Annotated in this window: 11 protein-coding genes and 2 pseudogenes; 5 read left to right on the top strand and 8 right to left on the bottom strand. The window is 70.7% G+C overall.

What is annotated here, in order from left to right; translation table 11 throughout:
- Positions 1-450: 450 nt before the first annotated feature.
- Complete coding sequence (locus FVS66_RS04300) at positions 451-1,971, top strand: ricin-type beta-trefoil lectin domain protein (RefSeq protein ID WP_187645378.1); 1,521 nt, start codon at positions 451-453, stop codon at positions 1,969-1,971.
- A 107-nt stretch (positions 1,972-2,078) separates the two neighbouring features.
- On the opposite strand, the gene FVS66_RS04295 is transcribed toward FVS66_RS04300, so the two are convergent.
- Complete coding sequence (locus tag FVS66_RS04295) at positions 2,079-3,119, bottom strand: peptidase (protein WP_149179634.1); 1,041 nt, start codon at positions 3,117-3,119, stop codon at positions 2,079-2,081.
- A 160-nt stretch (positions 3,120-3,279) separates the two neighbouring features.
- On the bottom strand, positions 3,280-3,765 hold the full coding sequence (locus FVS66_RS04290) for a GNAT family N-acetyltransferase (protein ID WP_149179633.1): 486 nt from the start codon (positions 3,763-3,765) through the stop codon (positions 3,280-3,282).
- Between the two features lie 68 nt (positions 3,766-3,833).
- Between FVS66_RS04290 and FVS66_RS04285 the strand changes: the two genes are divergently transcribed.
- On the top strand, positions 3,834-4,631 hold the full coding sequence (locus FVS66_RS04285; protein ID WP_149179632.1) for an exodeoxyribonuclease III: 798 nt from the start codon (positions 3,834-3,836) through the stop codon (positions 4,629-4,631).
- Positions 4,632-4,881: 250 nt separating this feature from the next.
- Here FVS66_RS04285 and FVS66_RS04280 read toward each other — a convergent pair whose 3' ends face one another.
- Both FVS66_RS04280 and FVS66_RS04275 read right to left on the bottom strand, forming a co-directional pair.
- Positions 4,882-5,082, bottom strand: a complete 201-nt coding sequence (locus FVS66_RS04280) for a hypothetical protein (protein ID WP_149179631.1) — start codon at positions 5,080-5,082, stop codon at positions 4,882-4,884.
- A gap of 78 nt (positions 5,083-5,160) precedes the next feature.
- On the bottom strand, positions 5,161-6,342 hold the full coding sequence (locus FVS66_RS04275; RefSeq protein ID WP_149179630.1) for a helix-turn-helix transcriptional regulator: 1,182 nt from the start codon (positions 6,340-6,342) through the stop codon (positions 5,161-5,163).
- Between the two features lie 278 nt (positions 6,343-6,620).
- Here FVS66_RS04275 and FVS66_RS04270 point away from each other — a divergent pair, with 278 nt between their 5' ends.
- Both FVS66_RS04270 and FVS66_RS04265 read left to right on the top strand, forming a co-directional pair.
- A complete protein-coding gene (locus FVS66_RS04270; protein WP_149179629.1) occupies positions 6,621-7,991 on the top strand; it encodes a Fic family protein in 1,371 nt (456 codons plus the stop codon).
- Between the two features lie 281 nt (positions 7,992-8,272).
- On the top strand, positions 8,273-8,833 hold the full coding sequence (locus FVS66_RS04265; protein WP_149179628.1) for an SUKH-4 family immunity protein: 561 nt from the start codon (positions 8,273-8,275) through the stop codon (positions 8,831-8,833).
- A gap of 199 nt (positions 8,834-9,032) precedes the next feature.
- On the opposite strand, the gene FVS66_RS04260 is transcribed toward FVS66_RS04265, so the two are convergent.
- Positions 9,033-10,124 carry an acyltransferase domain-containing protein gene (locus FVS66_RS04260; protein ID WP_262386804.1) on the bottom strand — a complete coding sequence of 364 codons (1,092 nt, stop codon included), beginning with the start codon at positions 10,122-10,124 and terminating at the stop codon, positions 9,033-9,035.
- Between the two features lie 372 nt (positions 10,125-10,496).
- Between FVS66_RS04260 and FVS66_RS04255 the strand changes: the two are divergent.
- Positions 10,497-11,138, top strand: a pseudogene (locus FVS66_RS04255) (Clp protease N-terminal domain-containing protein); the annotation flags it as partial.
- Positions 11,139-11,601: 463 nt separating this feature from the next.
- On the opposite strand, the gene FVS66_RS35400 reads toward FVS66_RS04255, so the two are convergent.
- The 3 genes and pseudogenes from FVS66_RS35400 to FVS66_RS04240 form a co-directional block, all read right to left on the bottom strand.
- A complete protein-coding gene (locus FVS66_RS35400; RefSeq protein ID WP_222946893.1) occupies positions 11,602-12,090 on the bottom strand; it encodes a hypothetical protein in 489 nt (162 codons plus the stop codon).
- Entirely contained in the window at positions 12,090-12,467 is a 378-nt protein-coding gene (locus FVS66_RS04245; protein WP_149179625.1) for a hypothetical protein, read from the bottom strand. The genes FVS66_RS35400 and FVS66_RS04245 overlap by 1 nt, the downstream gene beginning before the upstream one ends.
- 105 nt (positions 12,468-12,572) lie before the next feature.
- A pseudogene (locus tag FVS66_RS04240) lies at positions 12,573-14,611 on the bottom strand (hypothetical protein); the annotation flags it as partial.

Here is a 14,611-nt window from a genome sequence, read left to right as displayed (position 1 = left end):
AGCCCACCAGGCAGGTTTTCCTACTGAGCGGACGATCGTAAAACGAAGCGTCCGCGAAGGTATGCACCAAGTGGCGCCCCTCCCTTGTCCTGGATGGAAAGAAGCCCCATGCAGACTCCCTACGGGCCGAACTCCGGGGGCTCCGACGAGAACCTGGTCGGGGCGCTGCGCACCGGAGCCGAAGAGCCTGGCCCGGACCCCTTTCCCGGTGCCGCGCTGATGGCCAGGCACTGGCAGCCGGTACTCGACTACGTGTCCCTCTTCACGCCTTCGCGGAATACGGCGACCCTCGTCACGTCTGCGACATTCGCGCAGGCGCTCGAAAAGTTGTGCGCTCCCGAAGAGCGTGCGGAAGGCCAAGGCGGTCCCCCGGGCGCCTTGCGGCCGTATTTCTTGGTGAGCGCGTCTCATGTTCTGCGCACATGGGCCGAGAATGGCCCGGTCGCCGCAATGCTCCCGGGAATTCGCCGCCCCGGTGAGCCCGCCGAGAACCGCCGACTGGTCGCCCACGCATTTCGGAGCCTGCCCGTCCCGGCCCAGGTACTGCTGTGGCACCGGGAGGTCGAGGCCGAGGGGCTGTCCATTCCCGCCGCCCTCCTCGCCATGGACCCGCGCGGCGCGGCAGAGAGCCTCGACGACGCCCGCGAACTGCTCCGCGCCCGCTGTGTGAGCGCCCACCACGAGCTGGCCCCCGACGCGGAGTGCCGCCACTACGGGCGGCTCCTGGACATCTCGCTGCGCCGCACCGGCCCGCTCATCCCGGACATACAGCTCCACCTGGCGCGGTGCGCGTACTGCCGGTACGCCGCCGACCAGCTGCGGCAGTCCGGCGGACGGCTCTCCCTGCTGCTCGCCGAGGCGGTGCTCGGCGACGCCGCCGCCCGCTATCTCGAATCCCGCCCCGGGCGGTCCCGGCCGCGCGGCGGGCCGGGCGGCTCGGGCCGCCGCGCGAGGCGGCACTCCAGGGACGTACGCGGCCGCCTGGCCGCGCGGCTCCGGGGCCGCGGCGGATCGCTGCTGACCGGCGTCGGTGCCGGAGTGACCGGCCTCCTGCTCCTGACCGCCGTGGCCGCCCTGTGGCCGGGGAGCGGAGGCGGCGGTACGGCGCGGCCGCCGGTGGAACCGGCGCCGCCGACCACCTCGCCGGTGAGCGACAGCGCGCCCGCGCCGCCCGAGACCGAGCCGCCCGCACCGCCGCCCGCCCAGGCCGGACACCCGGTCGAGGGCGCCCTGCGGACCTCGCTGCGCAACGCGGGAGCGGGCGGCCTCTGCCTCGACATCCGCGACGGCAGGCCCCTGGCCGGGGCGGAGCTGACCCTCGCGGCCTGTACGGGCGCGGCGACGCAGCTGTGGACGTACGAGCCGGACGGGCTGCTGCGCAGTGCCGCCGCACCCCAGCTGTGCCCCGATTCCGGGCGCCCCGACGGCACGGTCGTCCTCACCGCGTGCGAGCCTGCGGTCGCCACCGCCGTACGGTACGACCTGACCATCCAGGGCGCGGTACTCCCGCGCTGGAGCGAGGCCCTGGCGCTCGCCCCGGTCTCGCCGGCCGCCGGAACGACCGTGGTCACACGGCTACGTGACGGTTCACCCGCCCAGCGGTGGCTGACCGGGGCCGGGACCGGAGCGGACACCGGCGGCGGCACGGACCTCCCCTCCACACCGGACACGCGGTCGCAGCAGGGGACACAGCCCGGGACCCTGCCCGAGCCGCGACCGCGGGCGGACGGGGAACCGGAGCGGGAAGCGGAATCGGTACCGGCCCCGGAGGCGGCGACGACACCCCGGCCGCAGCCGGAACCACAGCGGGCCGCCGGGCCGGAGCAGGCGTCCACCGACGATCCCGAGCCGGTAAGGACGCACGCCGCCGACTACCGCACCGGGACGCCCGAACTCGACGAGGCCCGGGAGGAAGGCCCGAACGGCGCGGAGAACGAAAGCCCGTCGCACGGCCGACGCACGGCCCGTTGAGCGGGCCGCCCCGAGTCCCGTGAAGCCGTCGCCCGCGCCGGCCGGCGTAAAGGCCGGCCGGCGCGGGCGGTCCGGGCTCAGGAGGTCTGGGCTCAGGAGGTCTGGGCTCAGGAGGTCTGGGCCTCGTTGTACAGGGCCTGTGCCTCGTTGCCGAAGTACGGCCCGAACATGCGGTTCGGCAGGAAGGTGTAGCCGAAGCTGTTCACCGACACCTGGAGGCCGGTGCCGGACGCCTCGCTGAAGCCGGTGAACCAGGGGCCGCCGCTCGACCCGCCCGTCATGTTGCAGCCCAGGCTGTGGTCCTGCGAGAACAGGAAGTCCTTGGAGGAGTTCCCGCTGCAGTAGATCAGCTTGGAGCCGTCGTACGGGGAGGCCGCCGGGAAGCCGAAGGCGTACATCGGCTTGTTGTAGCCGCCGTTGAACTGGACACCCTGCGCACCGGTGACCGCCGTCAGCTTCTGACCGTTGAGCGGGGAGACGACGGCGGCGCCGACGTCGTGGTTGATGTCCTCGCTCGCCTGCCACTGCGGCGTGGTGAGGGTCTTGGTCGCGGTCCACTGCCCGTACGGCGCCTTGCCGTTGTCGTACGCCGGGACGAAGACCCAGTTGGTGTGCCAGCTGCCCTGGTACTTCACGCAGTGCCCGGCCGTGATGACGGTGGACTGGTTCTGGCTGGTCACGGCGTTGCCGGAGCAGGAGGCGGTACGGCCGTCGAAGGTGAAGAACACCCGGCCCGACGTCTTCACGACCGCACCCCCGCCGGACCAGGGGCCGCCCGACTGCGGGAAGGCCAGGGCCCCGAGGACCGGCTCCGCGGCGCTGTCCGCCTCAGCGGCGGGGGCGGTCGGAGCCGTGGGCGCCGTCGGTGCGACGGTGGTGGGCCTGCCGCCCGGCTGCGGCGCCCTGAACTTCCGTGCCTGGGCGGGGGTCAGAAGCAGATCGAGCGGGGTGGCCCCGCGCATCCGCTCGGCGGTCCAGAATCCGGCGGCGCCCCGCTGCTCGGCGGCCGTGACGGCGTGGGTGGCGGGGGCCGCGGTGTCGGGGGCGGGGGCGGGGGCGGCGCTCGCCGGAGTGGCGGCGGTCAGGGCGCCCGCGAGCAGGGCTCCGGCGGTCAGCAGGATGCCCGTGGAGGAGCGATGGCGTCTCACACATGTCTCCTTCTGCCGTGCCGGGGCAGCCTGGGGCGGCCGCCCGGGCAGGGTGGTGGGGGGAACGAAGGGATGGGGAGCGGATCGCGGTACCGGATCGAGCTGCGTGAGGCAGCGTGCCACGCCACCCGACAATTGTCAGGGGCGCGTCACTGTTTCTTTACTGACCCGTCAACGTCTTCGCGAAACAGCGGCTGGCGTCATACGTGCGGTAGTAGCCGAACTTGGCGCACGGCGCGTACCCGCTGGACGTGTACAGGCCGATCGCCTCGGGCTGCATGTCCCCGGTCTCCAGGACCATCCGGAGACGGCCCGCCGCACGGGCGTCCTCCTCCAGCAGGCCCAGGATGCGCCGGGCTATGCCCCGGCCCCGCGCCTCGGGGATCACATACATCCGCTTCAGCTCGGCGTCGCCGTCCCAGTACCCCTCGCCGTTCTCCTCCTGCGCACGCCAGCCGCCCGTCGCGACGGGACGGTCCCACTCGTCGTACGCGATCAGATAGAGACCGCGCGGCGGCCGGAACGTGGCCGGATCGAGTGGGGTGACGTCCCCCTCGCCGTCGTACCGCTCGGCGTACTCCAGCTGGACCTGGTCGCTGAGCTTGACGGCGTCGGGGTGATCGAAAGGCATGGGCTGAATATTCATACGGCAGATCGTACTTCTATGCGGATGGGGTGGCGGGTCGCTCGGTTCTTCTGTCGTATTGTGCCGGGATGCTCACTGTGTCGACCGCCAATGTCAACGGCCTGCGCGCCGCCGCCAAGAAGGGCTTCGTGGAGTGGCTGGCCGACACGGCCGCCGACGTGGTCTGCCTGCAGGAGGTACGGGCCGAGGAGGCCCAGATTCCGGACGCGGTGCGGGCCCCCGAGGGCTGGTACGCGGCGCACGCCCCGGCCGCCGCGAAGGGCCGCGCGGGTGTGTCCCTCTACACACGGCGTGAGCCGGACGCCGTACGGGTCGGCTTCGGCGCGAGCGAGTTCGACGCGTCCGGCCGGTACCTGGAGGCCGACCTGCCGGGCGTCACCGTCGCCAGCCTCTACCTCCCGTCCGGCGAGGTCGGCACGGAACGGCAGGACGAGAAGATCCGCTTCATGGACGCGTTCCTCCCGTACCTGAAGGAGCTCAAGGAGCGCGCGGCGGCCGACGGCCGCGAGGTCCTGGTGTGCGGCGACTGGAACATCGCCCACCAGGAGGCCGACCTGAAGAACTGGAAGGCCAACCGGAAGAACTCCGGGTTCCTCCCCGAGGAGCGCGCCTGGCTCGGCCGCGTCTTCGACGAGGCGGCGTACGTCGACGTCGTCCGCACCCTCCACCCGGACCAGGAGGGCCCGTACTCCTGGTGGTCCTACCGGGGCCGCGCCTTCGACAACGACACGGGCTGGCGGATTGATCTGATCGTCAGTTCGCCCGGCTTGGCGGAGCGGTGCGTCAAGGCGTACGTGGAGCGGCCCGCCAGCCATGCGGAGCGGTGGAGCGACCACGCGCCCGTGACAGCGGTGTTCAACCTGTAGCGGCGGCAGCGGAGGGCCCCGCCCGGCTGGGTCGCTCGCCGTCGCCGGACGGGGTCGCTTGATGGGCGCTACGCACTCCTGCACTTCGGGCACTGGCAGAGCGGCCATACGGAGGACAGCAACGGAGTCAGGTTCTCCGCGCTGCGGACGACCGTCTCAGCGCCCCACGTGCGCCCGCTGTCCCGAGACACCCGCAAGGTGAGTAACGGCCTTCCATCGTCCACAGGGGCGCTTTCGGCGTCGCGGGGGATCACTGGTGGCCCTCCGGGTGTCGACGAAGACGGACGTTGCAGTCGGAGACCGTCGTCATGTCGCCCCCGGCGCGGGCACGGTCCCGTACGGAGGCGAGCTCGGTGCAACCAGGGCACCCCTCAACAGGGGTCGGTTCCAGGTCCAGCCGCAACGGCAGTTCAACCGGGGGCGCGCTGTAGCGCGTGGGTTCGGTGGTCATGCCATGCGACGCTAGAGATCAGCCCGACCAGCAACAATGGCAGTTCTGTTCAAGATCAACAGGAAGTGCCACGGGGTGTCACACGGGCAGCCCGACCGTGTCAGCGAGGGAGCGCATCTCCCCCGTCAGCGTCCGGCGCCCGGCCACGACGCGGCCGAGAATGTCACGGGCGTAACGCTGGTTCGGCAGCCACTCCGGGGCAGCACTGCGGATGCTCGCCAAGGTGTCGACGGCTTGCCCGTACTGCCGTGTCCGGGCGTATGCGTCGGCCACGTCCAGGAGGTGACGGTTGCGGTTGTTCGACGTGGAGCGGAAGCCTGCCGCCGGGATCTTCGAGGCAAGCTTGAGCACCACGTCCGGACGGTCCAGAACCATGGCGTTCTCGGTTCGCTTGAGCGCCACCGTGACGGGGCCGAACGCCCGGAGGAAGTCCCTCCCGGGGGCGAACTCCCGTCCCAGGGCCACGGCGGCAGAGTGGGCCAACCTCAACGCGTCCTCCGCCTCTTCGGCACGGTTGTCCCGTACGGCGGCAGCCGACAGACGCAGCAGCAGCCACCCCCACGCGCTGAGTTCATCCGGGGTCGCCCGTGAGAGCCGGGGTTCCGTGTCGTCGGCCCACTGAGTGGCCAACTCCCGCGCTTCACCGAGCTTTCCCCGCCGCAGCAGCAGCCAGCACATCGTGTTGACCGTGGACGCACCTTGCAGCCGGTCCGCAGAGCCGTCCAGGGCAGCCCCCAGGCACCACTCAGCCGCTTCGAACTGCCGGGTCTGCGTCAGAAGCCAACCGGTGAGCTGCAATAGACGCACGCGGACAGCGCGCCCCTCGGGATCGAGGCGTGCCACGGTGTCAGCATCCCGAATCAGTGGGGGCAGGAGTGCCTGCAACTCCCCGAACCGGTCCCCGGAGAACAGGGGCACAGCAGCACCGAGCGCCTCGCGCACCCCTTCCGCTGTTGGCGGCTCGTCCAGCTCGGCTACGTCCCTCAGCGGGGCTGTCAGCGCCCTTCTGACGGGCGCCCACTGGTCAAGGGTGGCGAGGCTCGCTCCGTCCTCCGCCGACTCCGTCACAAGGCGCATGGTGGGCACCCTGAGCGACGCAGCGAGCCGACGCACGGTCTCCAGGCGGGCGTCTTGCCGCTCACCCTGTTCAAGCTTCCGAATCAGCGACACAGACACACCGGACTCGCGGGCGAGTTTCTGTTGGGTCATCCCCCGACGCTTGCGAACGTCCCTGAGCCGGTCACCCAAGTTGGCAGGCATAGGCCGAGAGTACGCCTACGCACGGTGCCGCAGAGGGCTTGGCCGCTGGCGCAGTACAGCCGGATAAAGGACTGTCCCGCAAGTGCGGCCTCACCAAGATCGCAGGGCGGTCCCGCGCAGGGCGGCTGACGGAATGAGACCCCTTCGGCCGACATCTGAGTACTTCAATTGACACCTCGAGCCCCACAGTTGTCACGAAGGGCCCCCTTCCGCACATTTCTCCGTCCCTGCGGTAATCCGCTTGAACCACGGTCGGGTGGACGTGGCAGGCTGGCGCGGTGATTGTCGAGTTGGCGCCCAGTTTTCTGACCTGGGACGATGTGGATCCCGCCCGTCATTTCTTCGACAGCGCGTCGGCGCCGCAGGTGGTGCGGTCGCTCGGGCCCGCCCGGAGGGTGCCCAGCCGCCCCGACATCCCCTCCGGTGACCTGGCGATGAACACCTGGAGCTGGGGCGAGGGACAGCCCTGGGCCGACGCCATGTCGCACGCCCTCGCCGAGCACTACGGCCGCTGGACCGTGGGCTGGCGCTGGGCGCACGACGAAGGCGACTTCGACGGAGGACCCGTCGGGAACTGGTGCTGCCCGCGGGACTCGATCACCACACCGCAGGAGACTCTCTCCCGTGTCGTCGCGGCGCTGTGCGAGTGGCGCGAGTGGCTGGAGAGCCTCGCCAGGTGGTTCGACGCGTACCCGTTGGACCTGTCCGAGGTCGAGGACCAGCGGATCCTGTGGGAGCGCGCCGCCCGAAACCTGATCCTGCAGGTGACCGACCGCACCGGCTGCGGCAGCGGCTGGCACGGACACTGCCGTCAAGTGCTCATCTGGTTCCTCAGCCGCTGGGGTGTCGCTCCCGACGTCGCGCAGGAGCTGGTCGACGAGGCGATCGGCGGGCGGTTCGCGAGCTGGACCGGCCCCGACCCTGTGCTGGTCGAGGATGTCGCGGAGCAGCTCGCACTGTCGCTGCGGCCGGACGACGGCGCACGATCCGCCAGGCCGGCGCCGGACCACCTTGAGCGCTGGCTCGCGGTGCGCGAAACCGTGCCATGGCAGGAGGTTCCGGAAGCCGGCCGGGACGAACCAGTGGCCCCGTCGCGCGACGGGGCGGCGGAGGACATACGCTCCTTCGACGGCGTCTTGGATCCCGCACGCGCACGGGGCCTGCTCGCTGCCCTAGACCTGCTGCGGGCCGACGCGGCGCGCAGCGCCTCCCTCGACTTCGAGCTGCTCCAGCGCTGGCAGCAGCATGTCCTGGGCACACCGCAGCCGCCGCCGTTCCGCGACCTGCCGGCCTTCGCCAAGGGTGGCCGGGAACGCTACGGCATCGGCCCGGACACCCGATCCCGCCTCGACGCCTGCCTGGCAGAGAGCGCCCACCACATTGAGCGGCCCCTTCCCCTCACCGCCCGGGCCGCACGTGCCTATCTCGACGTGTGCTTCTTCCATCCCTTCGACGACGGCAACGCCCGGTCCGCCTTCCTCGCCCTCGTCTTCGTCCTCGCCCGCGAGGGCGTCGCGCTCGACGGGGTCAGCCTGCTGCGTCGCGTCACCTTCCAGGCCGACGAGCCGCAGGACGCGCTGACCCTCACGCGGTACATCGACATCCACCTCGCGGAGACCCGACGCAACACCGCCTCCCTCGACTCCTAGTGGTTGGGAATGAGGCGCTGATGAGACCATGCTGAGTTGCTCGGTCACACGGCCGTCGTGCAGGTCCAATGGCGGTGGAACGCTGGAGCCGGTGACAACTGCCGCGCTTTCCGCGCTGCTGGTGACAAGTAGCGTGCCGACCTGGTGACAACTACCCTGCCTCGCCATGCTGAAGCCGCAAGTCAGTGGGCCGCCGATGGTGACAACCATCGTGCTTCGGCACATGAGCAGAGGTCGGCCCGATGGGGTCAGGACTGCAGCCGACCGAAGAGGATCGTTCGATGGCGACGCATGACCAGCTGACTGAGTGGGCCGGTCTCGGCCATGTCGCGCGAGCCAGACGGGACGTTGTGGCTGGCTGGCGGATCCCGGACTTCATGAAGGTGCAGCTCGTCGAGGTGGGCATTCCGGTAGCTCCACGTCTCATCGAGCGAGTCGTGATTCAGAGCGAGGCTGATCCGGTCCTGCTCACATCCCGCGGCCCGCTCTACCGTCTCACCGAGCAGGCGGACCCCGATGAGCCGGCCGAGTGGTCATCGTTCGGCGTCGAGCCGGAGACCGGGGTGGTCTACTTCGTCATGCCGGACGGGGAGGCACGGTTCGCCAACTCGAGTGTCGACGTGTGGCTCGACGCCCTTCACCGTTACGGAAGCTGCGTCACTGCCTCAGAGCTTCTCAGCGAGCCGGACGGCCCCGAGGAGTACCTCTCCGAAGAGGAGGAAGAGCAGGCTTTCGCCGAGCTGAACCGGCTGGCAGAGGAGCTGAAGGAGACCGACTCTGCGGCCTTCATAGGCTACGAGGGGTTTCTCTGGCCGGGGCTCCTGGATCGGTGGCTGTACTGACCTCGGCCCGGCAGTGCCGTCTGAAGGGCGTCGGCGTCCACCACGCCATGCTCGGCATCGCCGCCTCCACAACGTCGCCCTGACCGGATCACGGATCTATGCCGACGACCCATGAGGAGCATGTCTGAGATCACTTGCGGGACAGCCCTCCTGATCAGGGCGTCGGCTGACGCTCGCGCGAGGGCCCCGGCCCTTCTTCTCATGTCGCCCTCCGCGGATATGGCGAGTAGTCCCAGATGGCTTGTCCGCAGTGATCCAGAGCCCAGTGATTGCCGGCCCCCAGGTGTTCCAGGACGGCTTGCTGGACCGGGGTGGTGGGGGTCAGGTGGAGGGCTGTTTCACGGTTCGCAGGCGATTGCCCGAAGGTTTGTTCGAGAGCGTCCCGGTCGCCGGAGGTGAGGCCCGTCTCGTCCGCCGGGCCGGGGCCATAGTGGCTGAAGTGCTGGCATTTGCGGATGAAGCGGCGGATCTCGTGGTCCTCGGGGAGGTAGTCGCCTACAGCGGGGTCGTTGATCCAACTGCCGATGCGGCAGGGGATGGCGTCGTAGCCGAACCGCACCCCGTCCGCGTACCGCCGGGGGAGGCGGCGGAAGAAGTAGTGGATCTCATGAGCCCAGGCCATGTCGGGGAGGATTCCGAACGGCTCTGTGCCGTAGGGCAGTCGTACGTCGATTGAGACGTTCGACGCCCGGCAGTCCAAGCCGTCAAGGCGGTAGCGACGACCCTGGAACACCGGAAGGAGGTAGTTGTCGTATGAGAAAGGGGCCTTGGCTTCAGCCTCGACCTCGGTTCCCGCCCCCGCCCGCGCCCCCGCCAGCGTCCTTCGCCGTACCGCCGCCTTCTCTCCGAGAATCCCCAGGCTCGCCCACGACACCTCGTCCGGCACCTCCATCCTCGCGTGCAGGGCGCGGACGTCCGGTACGACGGCGAGGCAGGCCAGCACCGTGAGCCATCGGCCGGTCGGGCTGTCGGTGGTGAGGGCGGGGCGTGGGGGCATGAGGGTGTCTAGGCCCATCGTGGCGCGCAGGGACGCGACCGTGCGGTCCAGGAGCCAGCGCCAGGGCGTGTCGGGCTCGATTGCCTCCTCCGCCGCCTCGGCCATCTCCGCCTGATCCTCGACCGGTAGCTTCAGCCGTGTGAGCAGGGACGTCAGTTGCTGCCCTGCGGGGAGTTCGGCCTCATGGTCGTCGGCCGGGGTCCACTCCAGCGCCTCCGTCCATTCACGGTGTTCCTCACCCAGACCCAAGGCTGCCCGGACCTCGACCGCGTCGGCACTTGCTTTTATCGTCATCACGACGATAAATATAGATCACGACACTCACGGCCCCGCAACCACCCACCCACGATGAAGAACTCGTCTTCCGCGCCGCGGCGTTGGCCGTTTCCTGGGCCTCCGCCGACGCCCCGCTGCCGGAGACACTCGGCTGGCAACTTGTCGCCCTCCAGCATCCCGGCTCCGGGCACGTCGAGATTGGGACGGTGAACCACATGAACGGGGTCTCCGGGAATGCACAGCACCCGCATCTGCGACGTGACAGCCTGAAGGATGCGACCTTCGCGGCCGGGTCTACGAAGAGGACCACGACCATCCCGGCCCGGCCCCAAGCCCGGCCGTGTCAACTGGTGGTTGACGCTTTCGAGGCGTCAACCTGCCGGTTGCATCATGACGACGAACCCACGCGGTACGAACGTTGCCGTACGCCTCGACGACCTGATCGAGGCCATCAAGAAGGTCCACACCAACGCACTCGACCAGCTCTCCAACGCGGTCCTCGCGGCCGACCACCTCGGGGACCTGGCCGACCACCTCATCGGCCACTTCGTCGACCAGGCCCGCCGCTCCGGCGCCTCCTGGACGGACATCGGCCGTAGCATGGGCGTCACCCGGCAGGCCGCGCAGAAGCGGTTCGTGCCGAAGGACCCGGACGCTGCGAAGATGGACCCGAACGCCGGGTTCAGCCGCTTCACCCCGCGCGCCCGCAGCGTGGTCGTGGCGGCGCAGGAGGAGGCCCGGGCGGCCGGCAACGCGCAGATCCTGCCCGGCCACCTTGCCCTCGGCCTGCTCGCCGAGCCGGAGTCGCTCACGGCGGCGGCGGTGCGCAACGCGGTGACGCCGACGCTGCCCCCGCAGGCCGACGAGGTCCCCCTGCTGATCCCGTATGACACGGACGCGAAGAAGGTCCTGGAGCTGACGTTCCGCGAGGCCCTGCGCCTCGAAGGCCGAGACCGACATCGCGGAGGCGCTCGCCTCGATCACAATCACAGAACCGGAGTCCCCGACGGACTGACGCGCGCACGACGAGGGCCCGGCAGAACGCACACTGGGTCCGGGCCCTCGCTGCCTGCTGCAGTGGAAAACCGCTGCCGCCGCAGCCTTATGCGTGGGGGGCGCCCCAGCAACAGACCGGGGGGTGACGTGAATGACACAACGGCGCATCCCGCAGGAGGTCGCGGAACAGATGGCGGCCCTCTGGGACAGGGAAGCGGGCGACTTGACGCGCTACGCCATGGTGCGGATGGGAGCCGACGAAGCCGCCGCGGCAGACCTCGTGCGGCAAACCTTCATGGCGGCCGCGGAACGGTGGTCATCGATCGCCGACGTGGACGTGAACGCCCGTCGCGGCTGGTTGCGCAAGGTCTGCCGCAACATGTGGATCGATGACATCCGCCAGGCGAAGGTGTGTGATCGCCTCCAGCCCGATGTGCAGCGGTGGCACAGCACGAACGCCCATGACCCCGCGGGCGTTGTGATCTCGCACGCCCGGCTCTCAGGCCCACCCCAGCGCGTCGGCGGCCGACCAGGCGCCCACCGCGCACACCACCGGGAGCACGAGCAGGGCCACACCGGCCATCAGCGGGAACGGGCCCCGCGCCCGCGTCACCTGGCGTACCGCGAACGCCTTCTCCATCGCCGCCTTCGTCCCCTTCGTCGACAGCGGCGTCACCACGCCCAGCGCCACCAGCGCCACCTCGTGCGCCCGCAGACGGGCATCCCCCCGCACGGGAAGTGTCCACGACGACACCCACCCGCGGAACGGCGCCAGCGCCGGCACGACACCCCACAGGAAGCCCGTGCACGCGGCGAGCGCGGCCGACCACGGCACCTGCGCGACGAACCGCAGCAGCAGCGCCACCACGGCGATCACCGGAAGCGGTATCGCCGGTATCCACCGCTCCTGCCTCACCGGCAGCCAGCGCAGCAGCATGCAGGTGATCACCATCTCGGGGACCAGCACCGCGAGGATCCGGAGAACCATCACAGGAAGACCGCGATGGCCGCCACGACGGCCGTGAAGGTGACGAAGAAGACGACGGTCTGCAGGGCCGTCAGTTCCTTCATGGGCTGCCCGGAACGCACCAGATCGAGCTGACGCCTGAGGTACCGGGCGAAGATGATCCTCGTGGCCGTCAAGCCCAGCATGGTCGCGGTGAACAGCATCAGCGGGGTCTCTCCCTCGTACCCGCGTGCCGCCGAACTCAGAACGAGGAAAGCCGCACCGGCCAGCGGGAGCAGTACCGCCTTCAGCTTGTCCTTTCTCGTGGTGACCATGGACTGCACCGCCACCGCCAGGGCGATACCGGACACGATGGCGGCTATCCACCACTCGGTGACGGAGAATGAAGAGGTCAGCACGGTCTGCCTTTCGCCGGTCCTGCGGACTGACATGCCTGGTGGGGCGGGGGTGCCGCGTGCCCGCGACGCGAGCACGCGGCACCCCCGCCGGCATGCGAACGGTACCTACCAGGTGAGCCAGCCGATCACCGCGGTCGCCGTGTCCTCGACGACGCCCGAGACCTTGGCACCGATCTCCTCGGCGAAACCGAACTTGCTGAGCAGCCTGCCCTTGCCGAGGAATATGCCGCCGACCACGAACAGGCCGAGTGCCTCATGGAACTCGCTGCTCCGCCAGCCGTAGCCCTTCCCCTTGAAGTAGGCGCTGACCCCCTGCAGACCCCAGGAGATGACACCGGCGCCCAGCGCGAGCGCCCCGAGCACCGGTGCGGCCGGCGGGAAGACCAGGGCGCCCACGCCGAGCACGACCGAGGCGGTTCCGAAGAGCGTGCTCCAGTGCCCGGTGGCGTCCGCCCAGTCCTTGGGGTCACCGGTGTCCTCGGGCCACAGGCCCCAGAACTTGGTGTCGCCGTCGTCGTCGTTCTCGGGGCTGTCGGACGGGTTGGTCCCGTTCTGCTCGTGCTGCCGCGCCTCCTCGGCCGCCCGCTGCGCTTCCGCCTCGGCCTCGGCCCTCCGCTTGGCCGCCACGATCGAGCGGGCCTCGCTGGCGGCGTCGGCGGCGGCCTGTGCGTCCTGGCCGGCCTGCTGGGCGGATGCCTGCGCCTGGGTGGCGGATGCCTGCGCGTTCGCGGCGAAGGTCACCGCCTGCTTCGCGGACGCCGCCGCCTGCCGCATCGAGTAGTTCGCGGTACGGGCCGCACCGCGCGCGGTGGCCGCGGCCGCCTGCGCGTTCTTCGCCGACTGGGCCGCGTCGGCGGCCGACTTGTCCGCGGCGTCCGCGTACGACTTCGCCTGCGCCGCGGAATCTGCGGCATCGCTGGCGTAGCCGCTCGCCTTCGCCGCCCACTCGGACGCCTCCTGCGCGGCCTGACGGGCCTCCGCGGCCGCCTTGGACGCCAGGGCGGCGTCCTCGAGCGCCTTCGCGGCGATCTTCGCAGCGTGCGCGATGGCGGCGCGGACTGCGGCGACGTGCGTGGCGTGGTCCTGGTCGAGGCGGGCGATGTTGAACTTGTCGCGCAGGACGAAGGCGCGCCGCATGCGGGCGGAGCCCTGCAGGACGATCCTCGCCGCCGAGCGCATGTAGGGGCCGCCGGAGTCGAGGAGGCGGAACACCTCGACGTTGTCGTCCTCCTTCGTCGCCTCCGACAGTTCGACGCTGAGGAAGCGGTGGAGGGCCAGGGCGCTGCCGTCGTTCAGCGCCGCCTCGGCCTTCGCCTTGACGGCGGAGCCGGGGCTCTGGTTGAGGATGTTCAGCACCATGACGCGGTTGTCCTCGGCGGCGGCCTCGATGACCCCGTGGTCGAGGAAGGCGCGGACCGCGTTCGGGTCCTCGGAGGCCAGCGCCTGGTGGGCGGCCGTGGCGACGGTGACCGGGGCCGCCTTCGCGATGGCGAGGACGTTCTCCCGGTCGTCCTGGCCCTGGGCGAGCAGGCGGTCGGCGCTGATCCAGTTGACCACGTCGTGGTCGGTGCCGGCGAGGGCGAACTCGGCGGCCTCCCGGGTCCACGTACCGGCCGAGTCGAGGAGCTTGACGGCGGCCTTCCGGCCGGTCGTCACGGCGGTGGCGGTGTCTCCGGACGCCAGCGCCGCCTCGGCGGCCGCGATGAGGTCCTTGATCTCCGTGGCGGTCTGGTCGGCCTGCGTGCGCGCCCTGTTGACCTGGTTGGCGTCGTCCAGCTCCGCCTGCGCCCCGAGGCGTGCCTCCTCGATCCCGAGTGCCTCGTCCTCGGCGATGCGGGCGGTCTCGGCGTCGCGTGCCGCCTGTTCGACGGCTTGGGCCTCCTTGACCGCGTTGGAGGCCGTGGTGGCCGCCTGCACGGCCGCCTCGGCGTAGGCGGTCGACCGCTTGGCGTACTCGATCGCCTTGCCCGCGTTGGCGGCCGCGTCGTCGGCCGCCTTGGCGGCGTTCTCCGCGTGGGTGGCGGCGCTGTTGGCGGCGTCGCGTGCCACCCGGGCAGCGGCGGCGGCCCTGTTGGCCAGGGACTGGGCGGTGCCGGCGGCCCGGGTGGCCCGCGCGGCGGCGGCGTCGGCCTCGGCGGCCGCCT

It is taken from the genome of Streptomyces sp. TRM49041, assembly GCF_008271805.1.
Classification (GTDB): Bacteria; Actinomycetota; Actinomycetes; order Streptomycetales; family Streptomycetaceae; genus Streptomyces.
This window is presented reverse-complemented; position numbering and strand designations above follow the sequence as displayed.

What these genes read in the sequence shown, in the direction of transcription:
- FVS66_RS04300 (WP_187645378.1), top strand. Translation starts at nt 451, where the DNA reads ATGCTCCCGGGAATTCGCCGCCCCGGTGAGCCCGCCGAGAACCGCCGA.
- FVS66_RS04290 (WP_149179633.1), bottom strand. Translation starts at nt 3,765, where the DNA reads ATGAATATTCAGCCCATGCCTTTCGATCACCCCGACGCCGTCAAGCTC.
- FVS66_RS04285 (WP_149179632.1), top strand. Translation starts at nt 3,834, where the DNA reads ATGCTCACTGTGTCGACCGCCAATGTCAACGGCCTGCGCGCCGCCGCC.
- FVS66_RS04280 (WP_149179631.1), bottom strand. Translation starts at nt 5,082, where the DNA reads ATGACCACCGAACCCACGCGCTACAGCGCGCCCCCGGTTGAACTGCCG.
- FVS66_RS04275 (WP_149179630.1), bottom strand. Translation starts at nt 6,342, where the DNA reads ATGCCTGCCAACTTGGGTGACCGGCTCAGGGACGTTCGCAAGCGTCGG.
- FVS66_RS04265 (WP_149179628.1), top strand. Translation starts at nt 8,273, where the DNA reads ATGGCGACGCATGACCAGCTGACTGAGTGGGCCGGTCTCGGCCATGTC.
- FVS66_RS04260 (WP_262386804.1), bottom strand. Translation starts at nt 10,124, where the DNA reads ATGACGATAAAAGCAAGTGCCGACGCGGTCGAGGTCCGGGCAGCCTTG.
- FVS66_RS35400 (WP_222946893.1), bottom strand. Translation starts at nt 12,090, where the DNA reads ATGGTTCTCCGGATCCTCGCGGTGCTGGTCCCCGAGATGGTGATCACC.